Annotated in this window: 17 protein-coding genes; 7 read left to right on the top strand and 10 right to left on the bottom strand. The window is 67.7% G+C overall.

The features are described 5' to 3' along the window. Positions 1–2: 2 nt before the first annotated feature. From LGN19_RS19675 to LGN19_RS19665, 3 genes are all read right to left on the bottom strand, one after another. Positions 3–1,355: a D-tagatose-bisphosphate aldolase, class II, non-catalytic subunit gene (locus tag LGN19_RS19675; protein ID WP_226216691.1), complete on the bottom strand. Its 1,353-nt coding sequence runs from the start codon at positions 1,353–1,355 to the stop codon at positions 3–5. Continuing rightward, positions 1,343–2,299 (bottom strand): sugar kinase, encoded by a 957-nt coding sequence (locus tag LGN19_RS19670; RefSeq protein WP_226216689.1) that lies wholly within the window; start codon positions 2,297–2,299, stop codon positions 1,343–1,345. The genes LGN19_RS19675 and LGN19_RS19670 overlap by 13 nt, the downstream gene beginning before the upstream one ends. Positions 2,300–2,398: 99 nt before the next feature. After that, positions 2,399–3,175: an L-iditol 2-dehydrogenase gene (locus LGN19_RS19665; RefSeq protein WP_226216686.1), complete on the bottom strand. Its 777-nt coding sequence runs from the start codon at positions 3,173–3,175 to the stop codon at positions 2,399–2,401. Between the two features lie 328 nt (positions 3,176–3,503). Between LGN19_RS19665 and LGN19_RS19660 the strand changes: the two genes are divergently transcribed. The 4 genes from LGN19_RS19660 to LGN19_RS19645 are packed head-to-tail and all read left to right on the top strand — an operon-like array spanning position 3,504 to position 6,612. Further along, on the top strand, positions 3,504–3,965 hold the full coding sequence (locus LGN19_RS19660) for a Fur family transcriptional regulator (RefSeq protein ID WP_122946156.1): 462 nt from the start codon (positions 3,504–3,506) through the stop codon (positions 3,963–3,965). Between the two features lie 46 nt (positions 3,966–4,011). Next, positions 4,012–4,926 carry a metal ABC transporter solute-binding protein, Zn/Mn family gene (locus LGN19_RS19655; protein WP_226216684.1) on the top strand — a complete coding sequence of 305 codons (915 nt, stop codon included), beginning with the start codon at positions 4,012–4,014 and terminating at the stop codon, positions 4,924–4,926. A gap of 14 nt (positions 4,927–4,940) precedes the next feature. Further along, the gene (locus LGN19_RS19650; protein ID WP_226216682.1) at positions 4,941–5,837 is read left to right on the top strand and encodes an ABC transporter ATP-binding protein; all 897 of its coding nucleotides are present in this window, start codon (positions 4,941–4,943) and stop codon (positions 5,835–5,837) included. Then, a complete protein-coding gene (locus LGN19_RS19645; RefSeq protein ID WP_060067580.1) occupies positions 5,830–6,612 on the top strand; it encodes a metal ABC transporter permease in 783 nt (260 codons plus the stop codon). Before LGN19_RS19650 ends, LGN19_RS19645 begins: the two co-directional genes overlap by 8 nt. Before the next feature lie 120 nt (positions 6,613–6,732). On the opposite strand, the gene fghA is transcribed toward LGN19_RS19645, so the two are convergent. The 3 genes from fghA to LGN19_RS19630 form a co-directional block, all read right to left on the bottom strand. Then, positions 6,733–7,581: an S-formylglutathione hydrolase gene (gene fghA, locus LGN19_RS19640; protein WP_226216680.1), complete on the bottom strand. Its 849-nt coding sequence runs from the start codon at positions 7,579–7,581 to the stop codon at positions 6,733–6,735. A gap of 16 nt (positions 7,582–7,597) precedes the next feature. Then, a complete protein-coding gene (locus LGN19_RS19635; protein WP_011353045.1) occupies positions 7,598–8,704 on the bottom strand; it encodes an S-(hydroxymethyl)glutathione dehydrogenase/class III alcohol dehydrogenase in 1,107 nt (368 codons plus the stop codon). A gap of 277 nt (positions 8,705–8,981) precedes the next feature. Continuing rightward, entirely contained in the window at positions 8,982–10,478 is a 1,497-nt protein-coding gene (locus LGN19_RS19630; RefSeq protein WP_226216678.1) for a xylulokinase, read from the bottom strand. A gap of 439 nt (positions 10,479–10,917) precedes the next feature. On the opposite strand from LGN19_RS19630, the gene LGN19_RS19625 reads away from it, so the two are divergent. Then, entirely contained in the window at positions 10,918–12,294 is a 1,377-nt protein-coding gene (locus LGN19_RS19625) for a nucleobase:cation symporter-2 family protein (RefSeq protein ID WP_164462620.1), read from the top strand. 495 nt (positions 12,295–12,789) lie between these two features. On the opposite strand, the gene LGN19_RS19620 is transcribed toward LGN19_RS19625, so the two are convergent. The 3 genes from LGN19_RS19620 to LGN19_RS19610 are packed head-to-tail and all read right to left on the bottom strand — an operon-like array spanning position 12,790 to position 18,806. Continuing rightward, a complete protein-coding gene (locus LGN19_RS19620; protein ID WP_226216677.1) occupies positions 12,790–14,313 on the bottom strand; it encodes an efflux transporter outer membrane subunit in 1,524 nt (507 codons plus the stop codon). Next, a complete protein-coding gene (gene bpeB, locus LGN19_RS19615; RefSeq protein ID WP_175984793.1) occupies positions 14,313–17,513 on the bottom strand; it encodes an efflux RND transporter permease BpeB in 3,201 nt (1,066 codons plus the stop codon). The genes LGN19_RS19620 and bpeB overlap by 1 nt, the downstream gene beginning before the upstream one ends. Positions 17,514–17,528: 15 nt before the next feature. Then, entirely contained in the window at positions 17,529–18,806 is a 1,278-nt protein-coding gene (locus LGN19_RS19610) for an efflux RND transporter periplasmic adaptor subunit (protein WP_226216675.1), read from the bottom strand. Positions 18,807–19,207: 401 nt separating this feature from the next. Between LGN19_RS19610 and LGN19_RS19605 the strand changes: the two genes are divergently transcribed. Beyond that, positions 19,208–19,849, top strand: a complete 642-nt coding sequence (locus LGN19_RS19605) for a TetR family transcriptional regulator (protein ID WP_043190193.1) — start codon at positions 19,208–19,210, stop codon at positions 19,847–19,849. A gap of 94 nt (positions 19,850–19,943) precedes the next feature. Here the strand turns inward: LGN19_RS19605 and LGN19_RS19600 are convergent, their stop codons facing one another. Next, positions 19,944–20,621, bottom strand: a complete 678-nt coding sequence (locus LGN19_RS19600) for a cysteine hydrolase family protein (RefSeq protein WP_226216673.1) — start codon at positions 20,619–20,621, stop codon at positions 19,944–19,946. 152 nt (positions 20,622–20,773) lie between these two features. Here LGN19_RS19600 and LGN19_RS19595 point away from each other — a divergent pair, with 152 nt between their 5' ends. Continuing rightward, positions 20,774–21,787, top strand: a complete 1,014-nt coding sequence (locus LGN19_RS19595) for a helix-turn-helix domain-containing protein (protein ID WP_226216671.1) — start codon at positions 20,774–20,776, stop codon at positions 21,785–21,787. Positions 21,788–21,812 lie beyond the last annotated feature (25 nt).

Here is a 21,812-nt window from a genome sequence, read left to right as displayed (position 1 = left end):
CGTCATGCCGGCCGCTGCATTCCGCACGCGCGCGCATAGTGCGCGATCACGTCGCGTATCCGGTGGCGCACCCATGCGCGCGGCTCGTTCGCAAGGCCGCCCGCGCGGCAGGCCGCGTACACGTCCGGCAACCACTGCGCGACGAGCGTCTCCGGCACCGGCTGCCGCGCGAGGTTGTCGAACAGCTGCTCGACCGCGGCCGCAACGGCCGGCTGCAGCCAGTAGTAGCGGATCCGGTCGCTGTAGCTGAACTGGCGCGCGAGGCGCTGCTCGGTTTCGTCGCCGCGGTAGTACGGTGCCCAGTGCTCGGGCTGCGCACGCATCGCGGCGTCGACCACGTCGCGCAACCGCGAGCGCTGCACGAGTTCGCCGATCAGTGCGTCCTCGATGAAGGTCAGCGCGAACAGCGCCTCGCGCAGCGCGAACGTCAGCGCGGGGCCGACCTTCAGTACCGCGAAGTGGTCGCGCACGAGCGCGGCGAGCGCGCCTTCGGTCTGGTAGTCAGTCGAATGCGCTTCGAACACGAGGCCGGGTGTCTGCAGGATACTCGCGCCCAGCGACGCGGCCTTCGCACTGTCGTAGTCGAGCACGTGGCGATCGTCGAAGTCGACGCCCGGCTGCGCGACGATCGCGACAACGCGCGTCCAAGCATCGTCGAGACCGGCCGCCGCGAACGCGTGGCGGTGCGCATCGAGCGTCGCCGCGATGCTGTCGCTGCGCGTGACCGCGATCTGCGCGATCGCCACATCGCTGTCGTTACCGCTCACTTCGCCGCCCGGCGTCGGCACCTCGGTGCCGATCACGTAGACGGGTGCGATGCCGGTGCGCGCTGCCGCGTCTTCCGCCGCGCGGCACAGTTCGGCCGCGCGCGCGGCGATCGTGCGATCGTCGAGCCGCACCGGATCGTCCGCGCACGCCATGCTCGCGTCGAGGTGGATCTTTTCGAAGCCGGCTTCGACGTACGCGGCAACCATCGCGCCGGCCTCGCGCATCGCGTCGGCCGCGCGGCGATGCCGCCACGGGTTCGGCCCGAGATGATCGCCGCCGAGCACGAGCGCCGACGGTGCAAGCCCGCAACGCGCGGCGATCGCGTCGACATCGCGGCGGAAATCGGCGGGCGTCATGCCCGTATAGCCGCCGAGATGGTTCACCTGGTTGCAGGTCGCCTCGATCAGCAGCGGCGAACCGTCCGCGCGCGCCGCTTCGCACGCGGCCTCCAGCACGAGCCGGTGCGCGCTGCAGATCGAATAGATGCCACGCTGCGCGTCCGCGCGGTTCGCGTCGAAGATCATCCGCAGCACGGCGTCCGCGTGCGCGGGTCGTGAACGTTCGGCGAAGGTCGTCAGGCCGGACATGCGATACCTCGTTCTGTCAGGAAGCGGTCGATTTCGGTCGCACTGCTGTTGCCCTCCATCGGGCCGCGCCGCGTGACCGCGATCGCACCGGCCGCGTTCGCGCGGCGCAGCGCGGCCTCGATCGGCACGCCCGCGACGAGGCTCGCGACCAGCGTGCCGCCGAAGCAGTCGCCGGCGCCGGTCGGATCGACTTCGTCGACCTGAAACGCCAGCACTTCCGCACGGTTCGCTCGGTCGAACGCGACGCTGCCTTGCGCGCCACGCTTCAGCACGACACGCTCGAGCAGCGGATGCGTCGCGAGCAGGCCCGCGATCGCGCGCTCGGCCGGCTGCGGCCCGCAGAAGAACGGCAGATCGGCTTCGCTCGGCAGGAACAGGTGGCACGCGGCGAGCATCGCGTCGAGTGCCGCCCGCATCGGGCGAAAACTCAGCATTTCGGGCCGCACGTTCGGGTCGAACGACACCTTCGCGCCGACGCGCGCGGCCTCGATCACGCCGCGCTGCACCGCCGCTATCGCCGATTCGCTCGTCAGCGACGAGCCCATCACGTGGAAGTAACGGCAGCCGTCGAACATCGCGGCATCGACATCGGACGCATCGACGCACGCGGCCGCGCTGGTGGACAGCGTGAACACGAAGCTGCGCGAACCGTCGTCGCGATACGCGACGAACGCGGTGCCGGTCGGGCGTGCGACGCGGCGGATGCGCGCGACGTCGACCCCGTCGCGTTCGAGCCGCGCGACGATTGCGTCACCAAACGCGTCGCGGCCGACGCAGCCCGCATACGCGACGCGCGCGCCGAGCCGCGCGGCCTGGTCGGCAAATATCGCGGGTGCGCCGCTCGGGAACGGCCCCTCGAACAAGCCCGGCGTGTCGAAACCCTGGCCGCGCTCGGCGGCGACGAATTCGGCCAGCAGCTCGCCGGCGACGACGATCTCGGCCATCAGGCGTGCCCTCCTCGTTCGACGGGGGCCGCGACGTGCGAGACAACTGCCGCGTCTCGGGCCGGCCGGCAGGTGGTGGCGCGTGCGAGCGGCATCACTTCAGCTCATCCAGTTACCGCCGTCGACGTTCAGCGTCTGGGCGGTAACGTAGTCGGCGTCGGACGACGCGAGGAACAGCGCGGCGCCCGTCAGGTCGCCCGGCACGCCCATGCGGCCGAGCGGCACGGCTTCGCCGACGAGCCGCTTCTTCTCGCCGAGCGGCCGGTTCTCGTAACGCGCGAACAGTGCATCGACCTGCTCCCACATCGGCGTGTCGACGACGCCCGGCGCGATGCCGTTCACGTTGATCCGGTGCGGCGCGAGCGCGAGCGCGGCCGACTGCGTGTAGCTGATCACCGCGGCCTTGGTCGCGCAGTAGTGCGAAACGAGCGCCTCGCCACGACGCCCGGCCTGCGACGACATGTTGACGATCTTGCCGCCGCGCCCCTGCTCGACCATCCGCTGCGCGACGGCCTGCATCAGGAAGAACAGCCCTTTCACGTTGACCAAGAACAGCCGGTCGAACACGTCCCACGATTCGTCGAGGATCGGCCGCATGTCGAACAGTGCCGCGTTGTTGAACAGGATGTCGACGCCGCCGAAGCGCTCGACCGTCGTGGTGACGATGCGCTCGATGTCGTCGCGGCGCGTGACGTCCGCGGTCACGGCCACCGCGCGGCCGGGGTTCGCCTCGATGAGCCGCGCGAGCGAGCCGCCTGCGGGCTTCAGGTCGACGAGCACGCAACGGGCGCCCTCGTCCAGATAGCGTTGCGCGACCGCCTCGCCGATGCCGCTTGCGGCGCCCGTCAGGATCGCGACCTTGTCTTCCAGTCTCACTGGCTGTCTCCGGTTCGTTCTGCGTTACGACGGCTGCGAGGTGAGCGAACGCTCGCCAACCGATCAATTGCTCTGTTAGTGATCGAATGATCGGATACGCGATTCGCGCTGTCAAGGCGACGTGACGGCTTTCTATGACGCACTGCGGCACAACGGCGCAGCGTGGCGGCCCGTTGCGCACGCCCGGCAAGGCGCGGCCCGCACGGTGCGGTGCGGCCGGATCGGCGATGAAGGGGACGGAGTGAGGACGGAAAGGGGAAATCACGCTGCACGGCGCGGCGATACGTTATATCATCGCCATACTTTGTTTCACGCCCTGCCTCACGCCATGGCTACCTCTTCGTCCATTGACGCCCGGCTGTCCCGGGCCGACGCATTCGCCGCCGAGCACGGGCTCGCGTGGACGCCGCTGCGCCGTCAGGTCTACGAACGCGTGCTGGCCGCGCAGCGCCCGATCGGCGCGTACGACCTGCTCGCCGAACTCGAGCCGCAGCGCGGCCGCGTGCCGCCCACGACCGTCTATCGCGCGCTGGATTTCCTCGTCGAGCACGGCTTCATCCACCGGATCGAATCGAAGAACGCGTTCTTCGCGTGCTGCGAGATCGGCGTGCCGCACGAAGGCCAGTTCCTGATCTGCGATTCGTGCGGCGACACCGTCGAGATTCCCGGCGGCGACCTCGCGAAGCAGTTGTCCGCGAGCGAGCCCGCGCACGGTTTCGAAGTCCACCACCAGGTCGTCGAGCTGAGCGGCCTGTGCGGGCACTGCAAGCACAAGCCCGTGCCACGCTGACGCGTATCGCGCGGCGCCCGTGCCGCCCCTTCCAACGAGGAGTTCCATGTCCATTGCCCTGAAGCGCGCGCCGCGGCGTGCCCTGTCGCCTGTCCGCTGGCTTGCCGCCGCCGTCGCCGCGCTGTCGCTCGCGGCGCCCGCGTTCGCGCAGGCCGCGACCGTCAACGTCGTCGCCGCCGAGAATTTCTACGGCGATGTCGCATCGCAGATCGGCGGCAACCATGTCGCGGTGACAAGCATCCTCAGCAATCCGGACCAGGATCCGCACCTGTTCGAAGCGAGCCCGAAAACGGCCCGCGCGCTCCAGCACGCGCAGGTCGTGATCTACAACGGCGCGAACTACGATCCTTGGATGAGCAAGCTGCTCGGCGCGTCGAAACAGGCGAAGCGCGCGACGATCGTCGTCGCCGATCTCGTCGGCAAGAAGGCCGGCGACAACCCGCACCTGTGGTACGACCCGGCGACGATGCCCGCCGCCGCGCGCGCGATCGCGGCCGAGCTTGGCCGCGCCGACCCGGCGAACAAGGCCGAATACGACGCGAACCTGCAGAAGTTCGTCGCGTCGATAAAGCCCGTCGACGACAAGGTCGCCGCGCTGCGCGCGCAGTACAAGGGGCTGCCGGTCACGGCCACCGAGCCCGTGTTCGGCTACATGTCCGACGCGATCGGCCTCGACATGCGCAACCAGCGCTTCCAGCTCGCGACGATGAACGACACCGAGGCAAGCGCGCAGGATGTCGCCGCGTTCGAGAACGACCTGCGCAAGAAGCAGGTGCGCGTGCTGATCTACAACAGCCAGGCTGAAGCACCGATGACCAAGCGCATGCTGAAGATCGCGCGCGACGGCGGCGTGCCGACCGTCAGCGTCACCGAGACGCAGCCGGCCGGCAAGACCTTCCAGCAATGGATGGCTGGCCAGCTCGACGCGCTCTCGGCCGCACTGGCCGCCGGCAAGCAATAGACAACCCGAACGAAATGACCGCAACTCCTCACGCACTCGCCGTCGATCGCGTCACGCTCGAACTGGGCGGACGCACGATCCTGCGCGATGTCAGCTTCTCGATCGAACCCGGCGAATTCGTCGGCGTGCTCGGGCCGAACGGCGCGGGCAAGACGACGCTGATGCGCGCGGTGCTCGGCCTCGTGCCCGTGTCGGCCGGCACGCTGTCCGTCGGCGGCGTGCCGGTCGTGCGCGGCAACCCGTCGATCGGCTACATGCCGCAGATCAGGAGCGGCCTCGCCAACCGCCGGATGCGCGGTTACGACTTCGTCGCGATGGCCGCCGACGGCCACCGCTGGGGGCTGCCGCACACGAACGCGGCAACGCGCCGCGACGTCGAGCGCGTGCTCGATCTCGTCGGCGGCCCGACGCTCGCGCGCCGGCCGCTGTCGGAACTGTCCGGCGGCGAGCGACAACGCCTGCTGCTCGCGCAGTGCCTGCTCGGCAGCCCGAAGCTGCTGCTGCTCGACGAGCCGCTGATCAGCCTCGACCCGAACCACCAGCGCGGCGTCGTCGAACTCGTGCGCAACGTGCAGCGCGAGCTCGGCATCACCGTGCTGTTCTCCGCGCACGAACTGAATCCGCTGCTGAACGCGCTCGACCGCGTGCTGTATCTCGGCAACGGCGTCGCGGCGCTCGGCACCGTCGACGAGGTGATCACGAAGCCCGTGCTGTCGCGGCTCTACGGTTCGCCGATCGACGTGATGCGCGTGAACGGCAAGATCTTCGTGATGTCGGGCGACGTCGAGATCGAGAAGCACGACCACGAACACGAGGACGACGACGGCCACTCGCACGGCGGTGGCGGTGGCGGCGGCCACGGCCATCACCACCACGGACACGCTCATCCCGGGCATTCGCAAGATGTTTGAATACGACTTCATGATCAACGCCTTCGCGGCGTCGGGGATCGTCGCGGTGCTCGCGGGCATCGTCGGCTACTTCCTGGTGCTGCGCGGGCAGACCTTCGCCGGCCATGCGCTGTCGCACGTCGGCTTCACCGGCGCGACGGGCGCGGTGCTGCTCGGCATTTCGCCGATCTGGGGGATGGTCGGCTTCACGCTCGCGGCCGGCATCGGGATGGGCGCGCTCGGCGAGAAGCTCGCGGGCCGCGACGTCGCGATCGGCGTGATCCTGTCGGGCGCGCTCGGCTTCGGCCTGCTGTTCCTGCATTTCTACACGTCGTTCGCGACCCAGGTCACCGCGCTGCTGTTCGGCAACGTGCTCGCGGTCAGCCACGATACGCTCGCGGTACTCGCCGGCATCGGCGCGGTGAGCCTGCTCGCGCTCGCGCTGATCGCGCGGCCGCTGCTGTTCGCGTCGCTGCAGCCCGAACTGGCCGAAGCCAAGGGCGTGTCGCTGCGCGCGGTGTCGATGCTGTTCCTCGCGGTGTGCGCGCTCGCAGTGGCCGCGGCGACGCAGATCGTCGGCGTGCTGCTGGTGTTCACGCTGCTGGTCGGGCCGGCTGCCGCCGCGCAGAACGTGACGACGCGGCTGTCGACCGGCGTGCTGCTCGCCGCGCTGTTCGCGTTGTTCGAAGCGTGGCTCGGCATTGTGCTCGCGTATCACACCGACTGGCCGACGAGCTTCTGGATCACCGCGCTGTCGGCGCTCGTGTACGGCGCGAGCCTGTTGCGGCGCCACTGATCGCCGCTTGTCGGAAATGAAAACGCCGGCGTGCCCGAGGGCAGCGCCGGCGTTTTTTTGCGCCCGCGATCGTGCGGCGCACCGTGTGCCGCCGTGTGCGTTACCTGCTTCCCTGCCCGCTCACCGTGCGAGCACGCGCGCGTGATGCGCGATGTGATCGGCGATGAACGTCGAGATGAAGTAATACCCGTGGTCGTAGCCTGCATGACGACGCAGCGTCAGCGGCTGGCCGGCCTTCGCGCACGCGGCTTCGAACACGTCGGGGTTGAGCTGGTTCGCGAGGAACTGATCGGCGAGGCCCTGATCGACGAGGATGCCGTCCGCGAACTTCGGCGCATCGGCGCGCGCGACGAGTTCGCTCGCGTCGTGTGCCTTCCATGCTTCGCGATCGTCGCCGAGGTAGCCCGAGAACGCCTTCTCGCCCCACGGGCAGCGCGTCGGCGCGGCGATCGGCGCGAACGCCGACACCGACCGGTACAGGCCCGGATGGCGCAACGCGAGCGTCAGCGCGCCGTGCCCGCCCATCGAATGCCCGAAGATCCCGAGCCGCGCACCGTCGATCGGCAGCTCGGCCGCGACGAGCGTGCGCAGCTCGCCCGTCACGTACGACTCCATCCGGTAATGCGCGGACCATGGCGCTTCGGTCGCATCGACATAGAAGCCCGCGCCGACGCCGAAGTCCCACGCATCGGTCTCGCCCGGCACGCCCGCGCCGCGCGGGCTCGTGTCGGGCATCACGAGCGCGAGGCCGTGCTGCGCCGCGTATTGCTGCGCGCCGGCCTTGATCGCGAACGTCTCGTCAGTGCAGGTGAGCCCCGCGAGATAGAACAGCGCCGGCACGCGGCCGTGCGCGGCCTGCGGCGGCAGGTACACCGAGAACTTCATCGGCAGGCCGATGGCCGCCGAATCGTGACGGTAGAAACGCTGCTCGCCGCCGTGGCACGCATGCGAGGAAACGAGTTCGAGCATCGCGGTGCGCTCCCGGTCAGTACAGCACGACCGAGCGGATCGACTCGCCGGCCTTCATCAGGTCGAAGCCTTCGTTGATCCGCTCGAGCGGCAGCGTGTGCGTGATCAGGTCGTCGATGTTGATCTTGCCTTCCATGTACCAGTCGACGATCTTCGGCACGTCGGTACGGCCGCGTGCGCCGCCGAACGCCGAGCCCTTCCACTCGCGCCCCGTCACGAGCTGGAACGGACGCGTGCTGATTTCCTCGCCGGCTGCCGCCACGCCGATGATGAACGACTGGCCCCAGCCCTTGTGCGTGCACTCGAGCGCCTGGCGCATCAGCTTCACGTTGCCCACGCATTCGAACGAGTAATCGGCGCCGCCATCGGTCAGCTGCACGATGTGGTCGACCACGTTCTCGACTTCGTTCGGGTTGATGAAGTGCGTCATCCCGAACTTCTTCGCGAGTTCGACTCGCTTCGGGTTGATGTCGACGCCGATGATCTTGTCCGCGCCGACCATCTTCGCGCCCTGGATCACGTTCAGGCCGATGCCGCCGAGGCCGAACACGACCACGTTCGCGCCCGCCTCGACCTTCGCCGAGTACACGACCGCACCGACGCCCGTCGTCACGCCGCAGCCGATGTAGCAGATTTTGTCGAACGGCGCGTCCTCACGCACCTTCGCGACCGCGATTTCCGGCACGACGATGTAGTTCGAGAACGTGGACGTGCCCATGTAGTGGAACAGCGGCTTGCCGTCGAGCGAGAAGCGCGACGTCGCGTCGGGCATCAGGCCCTTGCCCTGGGTCGCGCGGATCTTCTGGCACAGGTTGGTCTTGCGCGACAGGCAGAACTTGCACTCGCGGCATTCCGGCGTGTAGAGCGGAATCACGTGGTCGCCCTTGCGCAGCGTACCGACGCCGGGGCCGACGTCGACCACGACGCCCGCGCCTTCATGGCCGAGGATCGCCGGGAAGATCCCTTCCGGATCGGCGCCCGACAGCGTGTAGTAGTCGGTGTGACAGATGCCCGTCGCCTTCACCTCGATCAGCACTTCGCCTGCGCGCGGCCCTTCCAGATCGACTTCCTCGATCGTCAGCGGCGCGCCCGCCTTCCATGCAATCGCTGCTTTCGTCTTCATCGTGTGACTCCTGTCTGTGTGTGAGGTCGGCCCGGGTTGGCGCGTCAGCGCTCATGTCGACCGGCGTGATGCTCGAGCACGAGCGTGCCGGCTCCATGCTTCGCACCGGGTTCCATGCAAAGCTGTCGAAGCCGTGCCGTGCGTCGATCGCGCGCGGCACGGCGAAAGAATCTCGTGCTCGCCATGATGGCCGGTCCCGCCGCGCATCGCGTGCGGGAAACGGTCGCCGGCTTGCCACGATGCGTCATCGCCGACGCAAAAGAACAAGTGCTCGAGTTTAAACGCCCGTCGTGAACCATGCATCCGTTCGCGCATACAGATCGATGAAGCGCGCGTGGCGCGCGGCCAGCAAGCGATCGTCGCACGGCGCGGACACCGGCGACGCGGCCGGCGCCAGCGCGTGCAGCGCATCTTCCCGCCAGTGCCCGATCGCGACGCCCGCGAGTAGCGCGGCGCCACGTGTCGCGGCGTTCGGGCAGTCGATCGCGTGGAGCGACGCGCCCAGCGCGTCAGCCAGCAACTGGCGCCAGCGCGGATCGACCGAGCCGCCGCCCGCGAGACGCAGCGTCGCGACCGGATCGCTGCGATCGGCGTCGCGGATCGCATCGAGCCCTGCGCGCAACGCGAACGCGACGCCTTCGAACGCGGCGCGCATCATCGCGCCGCGCGTGTCACCGAGCCCGAGGCCGAGCCAGCCCCCGCGCGCATCGGGATTCATCCACGGCGAACGCTCGCCCGTCAGGTACGGCAGGAAGCACAGGCGTTCGGACGCGGCCTGGGCGAACGCATCGTCATACGCATCGGCCCACTGCGTGTAGCCGAGCCAGCCGCGCACGGCTTCGAGCGCGAGCCCGACGTTCTGCATCGCGGCCATCGTGTAATAGCCGCCGCCGGCCGCCGCGCGATAGCGATGCAGCCCGCGTCGCGCGGGCGGCAGCGCATCCGCGAGCACGACGATCTGGCCGCCGCTGCCGGTCGTCAGCAGCGCATCGCCGGCGGCCGCGAGCCCGCTGCCGAGCGCCGCGCATGCGGTGTCGGCCGCGCCCGTCGCCAGCGGCACGCCGGCCGGCAGGCCGAGTGCCGCGGCAGCCGGTGCGACGAGCGTGCCGCAGCGCGCTGTCGACGGATGGACCGGTGCGAACCGGTCCGCCGGCAAGCCGAGCGCGTCGATCAGCGCGAGATCCCACGCACCGTCGGGCGTCGCGAGCGCGGTCGCGCACGCATCGCTCGGATCGGCCGCGACGTCGCCGCCCAGCGCGATGCGCAACCAGTCCTTCGGCTGCACGGCCCAGCGTGCGGCGCGCAGCGCATCGGGTTCGTGCACGGCCAGCCAGCGCAATAGCGGGCCTGCCATGCCCGGCGCGACGGGATTCGGTGCGACGGGCACTCCGGCGACGGGCGTACCGGCGGCGGGCATACCGGCAGCGGGCAAACCGGCAGCGGGCCAGCCGGCCGCATCCGCTTCGCGCACCGCGCGCGTGTCGGGCCACAGCAGCGCGGGCCGCACCGGCTGCCCGGCCGCGTCGATCAGCACGACGCCATGCATCTGCCCCGAGAACCCGATCGCCGCCACCTGCGCGCGCTCGTCGGCCGGCAGCCGCGCGGCCGCGCGCACGAGCGCCTGCCACCACGTATCGGGCGCGATCTCGGCCCAGCCCGGCTGCGGCGACGACAGCGCATAAGGTTCGCTCGCAACCGCGCGCTCGACACCGTCGGCATCGAGCGTGACGAGTTTGACGGAGCCGGTACCGAGGTCGATTCCGAGCAGGCGCATGACGTGAGGGCGAATTCGAATGAACGGATGTCGATGATAACGGGATCGTGATGCGCGCCCCGTTTTTTGCCGCCATCGCGGCAGGTCGAAAGCGCGATCGCCGGCCGGGTTCCACCCGGCTGCACCTTGCGGGCAAAAGCAGCCGTTCGCGGGTTAACCCGGCACGATTTTTACCACGCACTTTTTGCCACTATGCCGCCCGCCCGATACACACCATAAGGCGACCTATATTTGACACGGGGGCCCGCGCTATTTTGAAGCGCTATAAATCCGGGAAACCTCACTCCTGCGGCCGTTTCCCGATGATCGACACCCTGTTCCATGCCGAAATGGCATATCGAACCAGCAAAGAACGGAATAGAACCCAGCACTCTTGTTGCGTGGATTCATTCCGAATAATTTCGTATCACCCCGAAAACAAGATCATGGAGTGAGACAGATGCAATCGAACACGGTCCATCCGTGCGATGAGGTGCTGCCGACCGGCAAGCTGGTAACGCTTGGCCTGCAACACGTCCTCGTCATGTACGCCGGCGCTGTCGCCGTGCCGCTTATCGTCGGCGGCGCGCTCAAGCTGCCGAAAGACCAGATCGCGTTCCTGATCAGCGCCGATCTGTTTTCGTGCGGCATCGCCACGCTGATCCAGACGCTCGGCCTGTGGATCTTCGGGATCCGCCTGCCCGTCATCATGGGCTGCACGTTCGCGGCAGTCGGCCCGATGATCGCGATCGGCACCAACCCCGGCCTCGGCATCCTCGACATCTTCGGTTCGACCATCGCGGCCGGCATCATCGGCATCGTGCTCGCGCCGATGATCGGCAAGCTGTTGCGGTTCTTCCCGCCCGTCGTCGTCGGCACCGTGATCGCGGTGATCGGGCTGTCGCTGATGGAAGTCGGCATCAACTGGGCGGCCGGCGGCGTCGGCAACCCCGAATACGGCAGCCCCGTCTATCTCGGCCTGTCGCTGCTCGTGCTCACGCTGATCCTGCTGATCAACAAGTTCGGCCGTGGCTTCCTCGCGAACATCTCGGTGCTGCTCGGCATCGTCGCCGGCTTCGTGATCGCGTTCGCAATCGGCCGCGTGAACACCGACGGCGTGGCGCACGCACCGTGGGTCGGCTTCGTGATGCCGTTCCACTTCGGCCTGCCGCACTTCGACCCGCTGTCGATCGCGACGATGGTCACGGTGATGTTCGTCACGTTCATCGAATCGACCGGCATGTTCCTCGCGGTCGGCGACATGGTCGATCGTCCGGTCAACCAGGAGCGCCTGGTGCGCGGCCTGCGCGTCGACGGCCTCGGCACGCTGATCGGCGGCATCTTCAACTCGTTCCCGCATACGTCGTTCTCGCAGAACGTCGGCCTGATCGGCGTGACGGGCGTGAAGAGCCGCTTCGTGTGCGCCACCGGCGGCGTGATCCTAGTGCTGCTCGGCCTGTTCCCGAAGATGGCGCAGGTCGTCGCGTCGGTGCCGCCGTTCGTGCTCGGCGGCGCGGGCATCGTGATGTTCGGGATGGTGGCTGCGAACGGCATCAAGGTGCTGTCGAAAGTCGACTTCGTGAACAACACGCACAACCTGTTCATCGTCGCCGTGAGCGTCGGCATGGGTCTCGTGCCGGTCGTATCGCCGCACTTCTTCTCGAAGCTGCCGCCCGCACTCGCCCCGATCCTGCACAGCGGCATCCTGCTGGCATCGGCGACGGCCGTGATCCTGAACATCGTGTTCAACGGCGTGAAAGGCGAAAAGGACGCGCGCTGCGACATCCGCCGCACCGGACACGACTTCGACGGCCGCCCGGCCGACGTGCATCACTGATCGCCACGCGCCGGACGACGACGCGAAGCGGTAACGAAAAACGCCACGGCATGCCGTGGCGTTTTGCTTTGGGGGTGCGGACGACGCTCGGCGATCGGGCGGTTCGCCATCGCGCTTGAAGGGCTGCGTCCGGTGGCGCGGCACCGGAGGCTGGGTGCTGGGTGCTGGATGCTGGATGCCGAACGCCGAACGCCGAACGCCGGATGCCGGATGCCGGATGCCGAACGCCGGATGCCGAACGCCGGATGCCGAACGCCGAACGCCGGATGCCGGATGCCAGGTGCCGGGTGGCCGCGCAGCACGACGTGTCCGGCGCAACGGGCCGCACCGTCGTTCGATGCACGCATCGTCGGTCCACCCGTCTTCGCCCCGCATGATTCGAGCGCACAAAAGAAAACGCCACGGACTTTCGTCCGTGGCGTCTTCATTTCCGCATACAGCCGGTTCAAAGAACAAGCGCGGTACACCACCGCGCCTGCCCTTCCTTGCGCTTGCTTACCCGTTCGTCGTCGCCGCCGACGCAGGCGCCGGAGCGGCCGCCTTGTCGTAGTCGACCGGTGCATCCGGCGCGCGCGGCGTCTCGCCGGCCCGCTCGACCCACCCGCCGCCCAGCGCACGGTACAGGGTGACCAGGTTGGTCCAGCGTGCCAGACGCGCATTGATCAGCGTCTGCTGTGCGGTGTACAGGTCCGTCTGCGCGGTCAGCACCGACAGGTAGCTGTCGACACCGTTCTTGTAACGCAGGTCCGACAGGTCGAAACGTCGCTGCTGCGCGTGCTCGTTGCGCTCCAGCGCCGCGATCTGCTGATCGTACGTGCCGCGTGCGGCCAACCCATCCGCCACGTCGCGGAACGCCGACTGGATCGCCTTCTCGTAGTTGGCAATCTCGATGCGCTTCTGCACGTGTGCAAGATCGAGGTTCGCGATGTTCGCGCCGCCCTCGAAGATCGGCAGCGCGATGTTCGGCGCGAACGACCACGCCGCCGTGCCGGCCTTGAACAGACCGCCCAGCGTCGGGCTCGCCGTACCGAACGCGGCCGTCAGCGAGATCTTCGGGAAGAACGCCGCGCGTGCCGCACCGATGTTCGCGTTCGCCGCCAGCAGCGACTGCTCGGCCTGCATCACGTCAGGACGACGCGTCAGCAGGTCGGACGGCAACCCGGCCGGCACGTCCGTCAGCAGGTTCTGCGCGTCGAGCGGCATGCCCGCCGGCAGATCGTCCGGCAGCGGCTCGCCGATCAGCAGCACCAGATAGTTCAGCGCCTGCGCACGCGCACGCGCCTGCGCCTGCTGGTTCGCCAGCGCCTGCTCGACCACCGTCTGCGCCTGACGCAGCTCGAGCTCGGAGCCCGTGCCGTTGTCGAACTGCAGCTTCGTCAGGTCGTACGACGCCTGCGCCGTCTTCAGCGTGTCCTCCGTGACCTTCAGCAGATCGTCGGTCGACAGCAGCGTCAGGTATTGATCGGCCACCTGCGACACCAGCGAGATCTCCGACGCCTGCCGCGCATACGCGGTCGACAGGTACTGCGCGAGCGCCTGGTCCTTCAGGCTCTGCACGCGGCCGAACAGATCGAGTTCCCACGACGCCGACAGGCCGACGTTGTAGCTGCGCGAGATCATCGACGCGCCCGTCGTCGACAAACCCTGCGGGATGCGCTGGATGTTGCCCGTGCCCGTGCCGTCGAGCGTCGGGAACAAGCCCGCGCGCGTGATCTGGTACTGCGCGCGCGCCGCCTCGATGTTCAGCACCGACACGCGCAGGTCGCGGTTGTTTTTCAGCGCGATCTCGATCAGCCGCTGCAGGCGCGGATCGACGAAGAACTCGCGCCAGCCGATGGCGGTCGCAGCTTGCCCGTTCGCGCTGCGCGCGCCGGCCGCACCCGGCTGCGTCGCGTAGACGCCACCGGCCGGGTACGCCTGCGCGACGGGTGCATCGGGCCGCTTGTAATGCGGCGCCATCGTGCAGCCCGTGGCGAAAAGCGCGACCGCGATTGCAGTCAAAGCGTGTTTTTGCATCATCACTGTCCCTTGTTGCCTTCGTCGCCGTTGCCCGGCTTCTCTTCGTGGTGCGAGTGCTCCTGAGCCAGGCGCAGCGCCTCGTCGACGTCTTCCTTCTCGCCGCTGAAGATCGCGCGGATCTTCACGAAGAACATCGGGATCATGAAGATCGCGAGGAACGTCGCCGTGATCATCCCGCCGATCACGCCCGTACCGATGGCGTGCTGGCTGGCCGAACCCGCGCCGTTGGAGATCGCGAGCGGCATCACGCCGAGAATGAACGCGAGCGACGTCATCAGGATCGGACGCAGCCGCAGGCGCGCCGCTTCCAGCGCGGCCTCGATCGGCCCCATCTTCTCCGTCATCTGCAGTTCGCGCGCGAACTCCACGATCAGAATCGCGTTCTTCGCGGACAAGCCCACGGTAGTCAGCAGGCCGACCTGGAAGAACACGTCGTTCTCGAGGCCGCGCATCGTTGCCGCCAGCAGTGCGCCGATCACGCCGAGCGGCACCACCATGATCACCGAGAACGGGATCGACCAGCTTTCATACAGCGCCGCGAGACACAGGAACACGACGAGGATCGAGATCGCGTACAGGATCGGCGCCTGCGAACCGGACTGGATTTCCTGGAACGACAGGCCGGTCCACGAATAGCCGATACCGACCGGCAGCTTCTTCGCGAGCCCTTCCATCGCGGTCATCGCCTGACCGGTCGACTTGCCCGGTGCGGCCTGACCCTGGATTTCCATCGCCGACACACCGTTGTAGCGCTCGAGCTTCGGCGAACCGTACGTCCAGTGACCGGTCGCAAACGAGCTGAACGGCACCATCCCGCCCGACCCGTTGCGCACGTACCAGATGTTCAGGTCTTCCGGCGTCATCCGGAACGGTGCGTCTGCCTGCACGTAGACCTTCTTGATCCGGCCGTCGGTATCCAGGAAGTTGTTCACGTACTTCGACGCCCACGCGATCGAGAACGTCTGGTCGATCGCATCCGCCGTGACGCCGAGCGCGTTCGCCTTCTCGCGATCGATGTCGACCTTGTACTGCGGCGTATCGTTCAGGCCGTTCGGACGCACGCCCTGCAGCGTCGGATCCTTCGAGGCCATCCCGAGCAGCTGGTTACGCGCGGCCATCAGTGCATCGTGGCCGAGACCCGCGTTGTCCGTCAGCTCGAAGTCGAAGCCGGCAGCCGTACCGAGTTCAGGAATCGACGGCGGGTTGAACGGGATCACGATCGCGTCCTTGTAGCCCGCGTAACGCCCGAACATCCGGCCGATCAGCGCCTGCACCTTCTGGTTCGCATGCTGACGCTGCGAGTAGTCCTTCAGGCGCACGAACACGAGACCGGAGTTCTGGCCGCGGCCCGCGAAGCTGAAGCCGTTGACCGTGAACGCCGATTCGACGATTTCCTTCTCGTCCTTCAGCAGGTAGTCGGAAATGTTCGCGAGCGTCTTCGCGGTCGTTTCCTGCGTCGAGCCCGACGGCGTCTGCACGATCACGAACATCAGGCCCTGGTCTTCATCGGGCAGGAACGACTTCGGCAGGCGCACGAACAGCAGGCCGACCGCGACGATCACGACCAGGTAGATGATGAGCCAGCGGCCCGACCGCTTGATCACGTGGTGCACGCCGACGTGGTACTTGTCGCGGCTGTTGTTGAACGTGCGGTTGAACCAGCCGAAGAAGCCCTTCTTCTCTTCGTGATGCCCTTGCGGAATCGGCTTGAGGATCGTCGCGCACAGTGCCGGCGTCAGAATCAACGCGACGAGCACCGACAGCACCATCGCCGACACGATCGTCAGCGAGAACTGACGATAGATCGCGCCGACCGACCCGCCGGAGAACGCCACCGGCACGAACACCGCCGACAGCACGAGCGCCACGCCGACGAGTGCGCCGGTGATCTGGCCCATTGCCTTGCGGGTCGCCTCCTTCGGTGACAAGCCCTCTTCCGCCATCACCCGCTCGACGTTCTCGACCACCACGATCGCATCGTCCACCAGCAGGCCGATCGCGAGCACGAGACCGAACATCGACAGTGTGTTGATCGAGAAGCCCACCATCGACATGATCGCGAACGTGCCGAGCAACACGACCGGCACCGCGATCGTCGGGATGATCGTCGCCCGCAGGTTCTGCAGGAACAGATACATCACGAGGAACACCAGCACGATACCTTCGAGCAGCGTCTTGACCACTTCCTCGATCGACAGCTTCACGAACGGCGTCGTGTCGTACGGGTACTTCACGACGAGGCCGTGCGGGAAGAACGGTGCCAGTTCGTCGATCTTCGCGCGCACGGCCTTCGCGGTCGCGAGCGCGTTCGCGTTGGTCGCGAGCTGGATACCGAGTGCCGCGGTCGGCTGACCGTTGTACTTCGTGTCGAAGTTGTAGTTTTCGCCGCCGAGTTCGATCTTCGAGACATCCTTCAGGCGAACCTGCGAGCCGTCCTGGTTGACCTTCAGCAGGATGTTGCCGAACTGCTCGGGCGTCTGCAGCAGCGTCGATTCGGTGATCGTCGCCTGCAGCATCGTGCCCGGCGTGGCCGGCGTGCCGCCGATCTGGCCGCCTGCGATCTGCACGTTCTGTGCGGCGATCGCGGTCGACACGTCGACCGGCGTGAGGCCGTAGTTCGTCAGGCGGTTCGCATCGAGCCAGATCCGCATTGCGTACTGCGAGCCGAACAGCGTGACGGTACCGACGCCGTTCAACCGGCTGATCGGATCCTTCACGTGCGACGCCACGAAGTTCGCGAGGTCGTACTTGTTCATGCTGCCGTCTTCGGAGTTGAAGGCGAGCACCAGCAAGAAGCTGCTGCTCGACTTCGTCACCGAAAGACCGAGCTGCTGCACGACCTGCGGCAGAATCGGCGTCGCGAGCGACAGCTTGTTCTGCACCTGAACCTGCGCGATGTCGGCGTTGGTACCCGGCGCGAAGGTCAGCGTGATCGTCGCGTTGCCCGAGTCATCGCTCGTCGACGACATGTACAGGAAGTTGTCGAGACCGCTCATCTGCTGCTCGATCACCTGCGTCACCGTGTCTTCCACCGTCTTCGCGGAAGCGCCCGGGTAGTTCGCGGTGATCTGGATCGATGGCGGCGCGATCGTCGGATACTGCGAGATCGGCAGCGTGAAGATCGCCGCAACCCCGGCCAGCATCAGGATGATGGCGATCACCCACGCGAAGATCGGGCGATCGATAAAAAACTTTGCCATGAAACAGGCTCCCTGTTATTGCGCGCTCGAAGCAGCGGCAGCACTCGCCGGCGCAGCGCCCGATGCGGCAGCACCGGAAGCGGCGGCGGCGCCGGAACCGGCGGCAGCCGGCGCGGCGGTGGCGGCAGCCGCACCCGATGCGGCATTGGCCGCCGGGGCGAGCTGCGCGGCGACCGTCTTCACGGTCGCACCCGGGCGCACCTTGTCGACGCCCTGCACGATCACGTGATCGCCCGCTTCCAGACCGCCTTCGACGATCCAGTTCGCGCCTTGCATGCCCGTCGTCTTCAGCGGACGCGGCTCGACCTTGTTGCTGGCGTTCACCACCATCGCGATCGCCTGGCCCTTCTGGTCATGCGTGACGCCGATCTGCGGCACCAGGAACGCGTTCTCGTTCACGCCTTCCTCGATCCGTGCACGCACGAACATGCCCGGCAGCAGCACGCGGCCCGGGTTCGGGAACACCGCGCGGATCGTCACCGAGCCGGTGGTCTGGTCGACCGTCACGTCCGAGAACTGCAGCTTGCCGGCTTCCGAATAGGTCTTGCCGTCTTCCAGGATCAGCGACACCTTCGCCGCGCCCGGGCCGCTCGTCTTCAGGCGGCCGCTCTGCACGTCCTGGCGCAGCTTCAGGCCTTCGAGGCTCGATTGCGTGAGGTCGACATACACCGGGTCGAGCTGCTGGACCGTCGACATCAGCGTTGCCTGGCTTGCCTGCACGTACGCGCCCGGCGTCACCTGCGAGATGCCGACGCGGCCGGTGATCGGCGAGACGACATCGGTATAGCCGAGGTTGATCTGCGCGGTGTCGACCGCTGCCTTGCCGGCCGCGACATCCGCCGCGGCCTGGCCTTGCGTGGCCACCGCGTTGTCGTAGTCCTGCTTGCTGACCGCGTTCGCGGCCACCAGTACCTTGTAGCGCGCGACCAGTGCGTTCTGCGTAACGAGGTTCGCCTGCGCCTTCGCAAGCGTCGCCTTCGCGCTGTTCAGCGCGGCGACGTACGGCGCCGGGTCGATCTTGTAGAGGCGCTGACCGGCCTTGACGTCGGTGCCTTCGGTGAATTCACGGCGCAGCACGATGCCGTCGACCCGCGCGCGGACCTGCGCGACGAGGAACGCGCTGGTGCGGCCCGGCAGGTCGGTGTAGACCGGTACGGATTGCGGCTGGACGGTGACGACGCCGACTTCCGGCGTTTGCGGCGGCGGTGCCGATTCTTTTTTCCCGCACGCGGCCAGGAAAACGGCGGCCGTCGCGACAGTGATTAAGCGGTATGGAACCCGTTCGACGCGCATGGAGCGACCTCTGTGTATAACCAATGGAATAAGTGCCGCACCCGACCGGAGGGAGCGCAACACGGATGCGCCTCACGGCGCAGATCGAACACCTGAATTACTGGACTGCTAGATACAGCAAGCGGCACGAAACCTCCGTGCCGACAGGTTGCCCCGCACTGCGGACTGGAACTTTGGCGGGAATCAGCAGAGTGGGATATTAACTGATTGCCACTTGGGTCATTCGATCGTAGGGTGGTATTGTATATACATTCATGAATGTATGTAAAAAGCCCGTTTATGCCTAGCCGACGGTCCAGTCTTACGGATTGTTACCAGTCGCAAGCATAGCCCGTCTCCCTGACGGCGACGAGGGTTGCAGACCCTATATTCACCTACGATCGATCCAATCAGGCCTGCACATGGTCAGACGTACCAAGGAGGAGGCGCTCGAGACGCGCAATCGCATTCTCGACGCCGCCGAACACGTGTTCTTCGAGAAGGGCGTGTCGCACACGTCTCTCGCGGACATCGCGCAGCACGCCGGCGTGACGCGCGGCGCAATCTACTGGCATTTCGCGAACAAGAGCGAACTGTTCGACGCCATGTTCGACCGCGTGTTTCTGCCGATCGACGAACTGAAGCGGATGCCGCTCGATGCACCGGGCGGCAATCCGCTGGAGAAGATCCGCCAGATCCTGATCTGGTGCCTGCTCGGCGTGCAACGCGACGCGCAGTTGCGCCGCGTGTTCAGCATCCTGTTCATGAAGTGCGAGTACGTCGCGGACCTCGAGCCGCTGCTGCAGCGCAACCGTGCGGGGATGAGCGAGGCGCTGCACGCGATCGACGCCGATCTCGCGGCGGCCGTGCGGCTCAAGCTGCTGCCCGAGCGCCTCGATACGTGGCGCGCGACGCTGATGCTGCACACGCTCGTCAGCGGTTTCGTGCGCGACACGCTGATGCTGCCCGACGAGATCGATGGCGAGCGACATGCGGAAAAGCTCGTCGACGGCTGTTTCGACATGCTGCGCTACAGCCCGGCGATGCTGAAGGACGACGACTGACCGCGCGACGAGCATTCGCCCGCGGCTTTCGTTTCATCGGGCGGCACGCCACCCTCGCCAACGCGCTGCCCCCGCCCCCTCCTCCCCGCCCGGTTCAGGCCGCCTTCGCGCGCTGCGCGCGGGCCCGCCGGTTCGACGCGGCGACCGAATCGCGCTTCGGCATCGGCGCGCCGGCCAGTCCCGCGATCCACGCATCGGTCGACATCACGGCCGCGAAATTCGACTGGAACACCACCCCGTACGCGCGGTGAATCTCCTCGGCGCTCGCCGCGCCCGCTTCGTTCTCGTACGGCAGTGTGCCCGTCGCGTCATCGAGGTACTCGACATTCAGCCCCGCATGCGCCGCGTGATAGACCGTCGCCGCATTGCAGTTGTGCGTCATGTAGCCGGCCACCGCGAGCGTGTCGATTCCGTGCGCCTCGAGCCACGCGCCGAGATCAGTTCCCGCAAACGAGCTGGCCTGCGTCTTCTCGATCAGGTGCGCATATGGCCGGCCAGCGACGACCGCATGCAGCGCGACGCCGTCGGAGCCGGGCGCGAAGATCGGCGCACCGGCCGGCGCGACGTGCTGGACGACGATCACCGGCACGCCGGCCACATGCGCGGCATCGATCGCGCGGCCGATGTTCGCGAGCGACACGTCGAGCGGCGGATATTCGATCGGCAGGTTGCCCGTCACGTATTCGTTCTGGACGTCGATCACGATCAGCGCGCGGCGGGAAGCCGGGAGGGAAACGGAATGGGCAGCGGAATGCGGGACGGCGTTCGACATGGCGGGCTCCTGGTCCGGGGGCGCGGCCCCGTCCCGGAACGGGACGGCCAGCGGCGCGATGCGATGCATTGTCGGCGCGCATCGCTCACGCGGACAGTGGCCCGATAGCCATTCTTCGATAGAATCGGGCCATCGCCATTCCGGAGCCCGCCATGACCGCCGCCGTCTCGTCCTCCCGGCCCGTTCCGACCGTCGTTGCCGTGATCGCTTACGACGGCATCAGCCCGTTCCACCTGTCGGTGCCGTCCGTCGTGTTCGGCAAGGAACGCGACGCGGCCGCGTCACCCGCGTTCGAGTTCCGTGTCTGCTCGGCCGAACGCGGCCCGCTGGCGACGACGGGCGGCTTCACGATCACCGCGCCATACGGGCTCGACGGGCTCGACGACGCGGACATCGTCATCGTGCCGGCGTGGCGCGATCCGGACGAAGCGCCGCCCGACGTGCTGCTCGACGCCGTCCGCGCGGTCGCCGCGCGTGGCGCGCAGCTCGTCGGGCTGTGCCTCGGCGCCTACGTGCTCGCCGCGGCCGGCCTGCTCGACGGCCGCCCGGCCACCACGCACTGGGCATGGGCCGACGACTTCGCGCAACGCTTTCCGCGCGTGAAGCTCGATCCGGACGTGCTGTACGTGGACGACGGCAACCTGATGACGTCGGCCGGCACGGCCGCGGGCCTCGACTGCTGCCTGCACGTCGTGCGGCGGCGCTACGGCTCGGACGCCGCGAACCAGATCGCGCGGCGCCTCGTGATCCCGCCGCACCGCCAGGGCGGGCAGGCGCAATACGTGCCGCAGCCGGTCGCCGCACACCCGCGCGATGCGCGGCTCGCGGGCCTGCTCGACTGGGTACGCGCGCACCTCGACGCCGCGCACAGCGTCGATTCGCTCGCCGAACGCGTGCTGATGAGCCGGCGCACGTTCACGCGCCACTTCCGCCAGGCGACCGGCACGACCGTCACCGCGTGGCTGCAGGCCGAGCGGCTCGCGCGCGCGCAGCATCTGCTCGAAACCACCGGGCAGTCGATCGATGCGATCGCGCAGGCGGCCGGCTACGGGTCGAGCGTGTCGCTGCGCCAGCATTTCGCGGGCGCGCTCGGCACCTCGCCGTCCGCGTATCGAAGGGAATTTCGCGGCGCCGGAGCCGGCGCCGATGCCGATGCCGCGCGGTAACGCGCGCGGCGGGCGAGCCTTGCAG

It is taken from the genome of Burkholderia sp. AU30198, from assembly GCF_020419825.1.
Taxonomy (GTDB): Bacteria; Pseudomonadota; Gammaproteobacteria; order Burkholderiales; family Burkholderiaceae; genus Burkholderia.
This window is presented reverse-complemented; position numbering and strand designations above follow the sequence as displayed.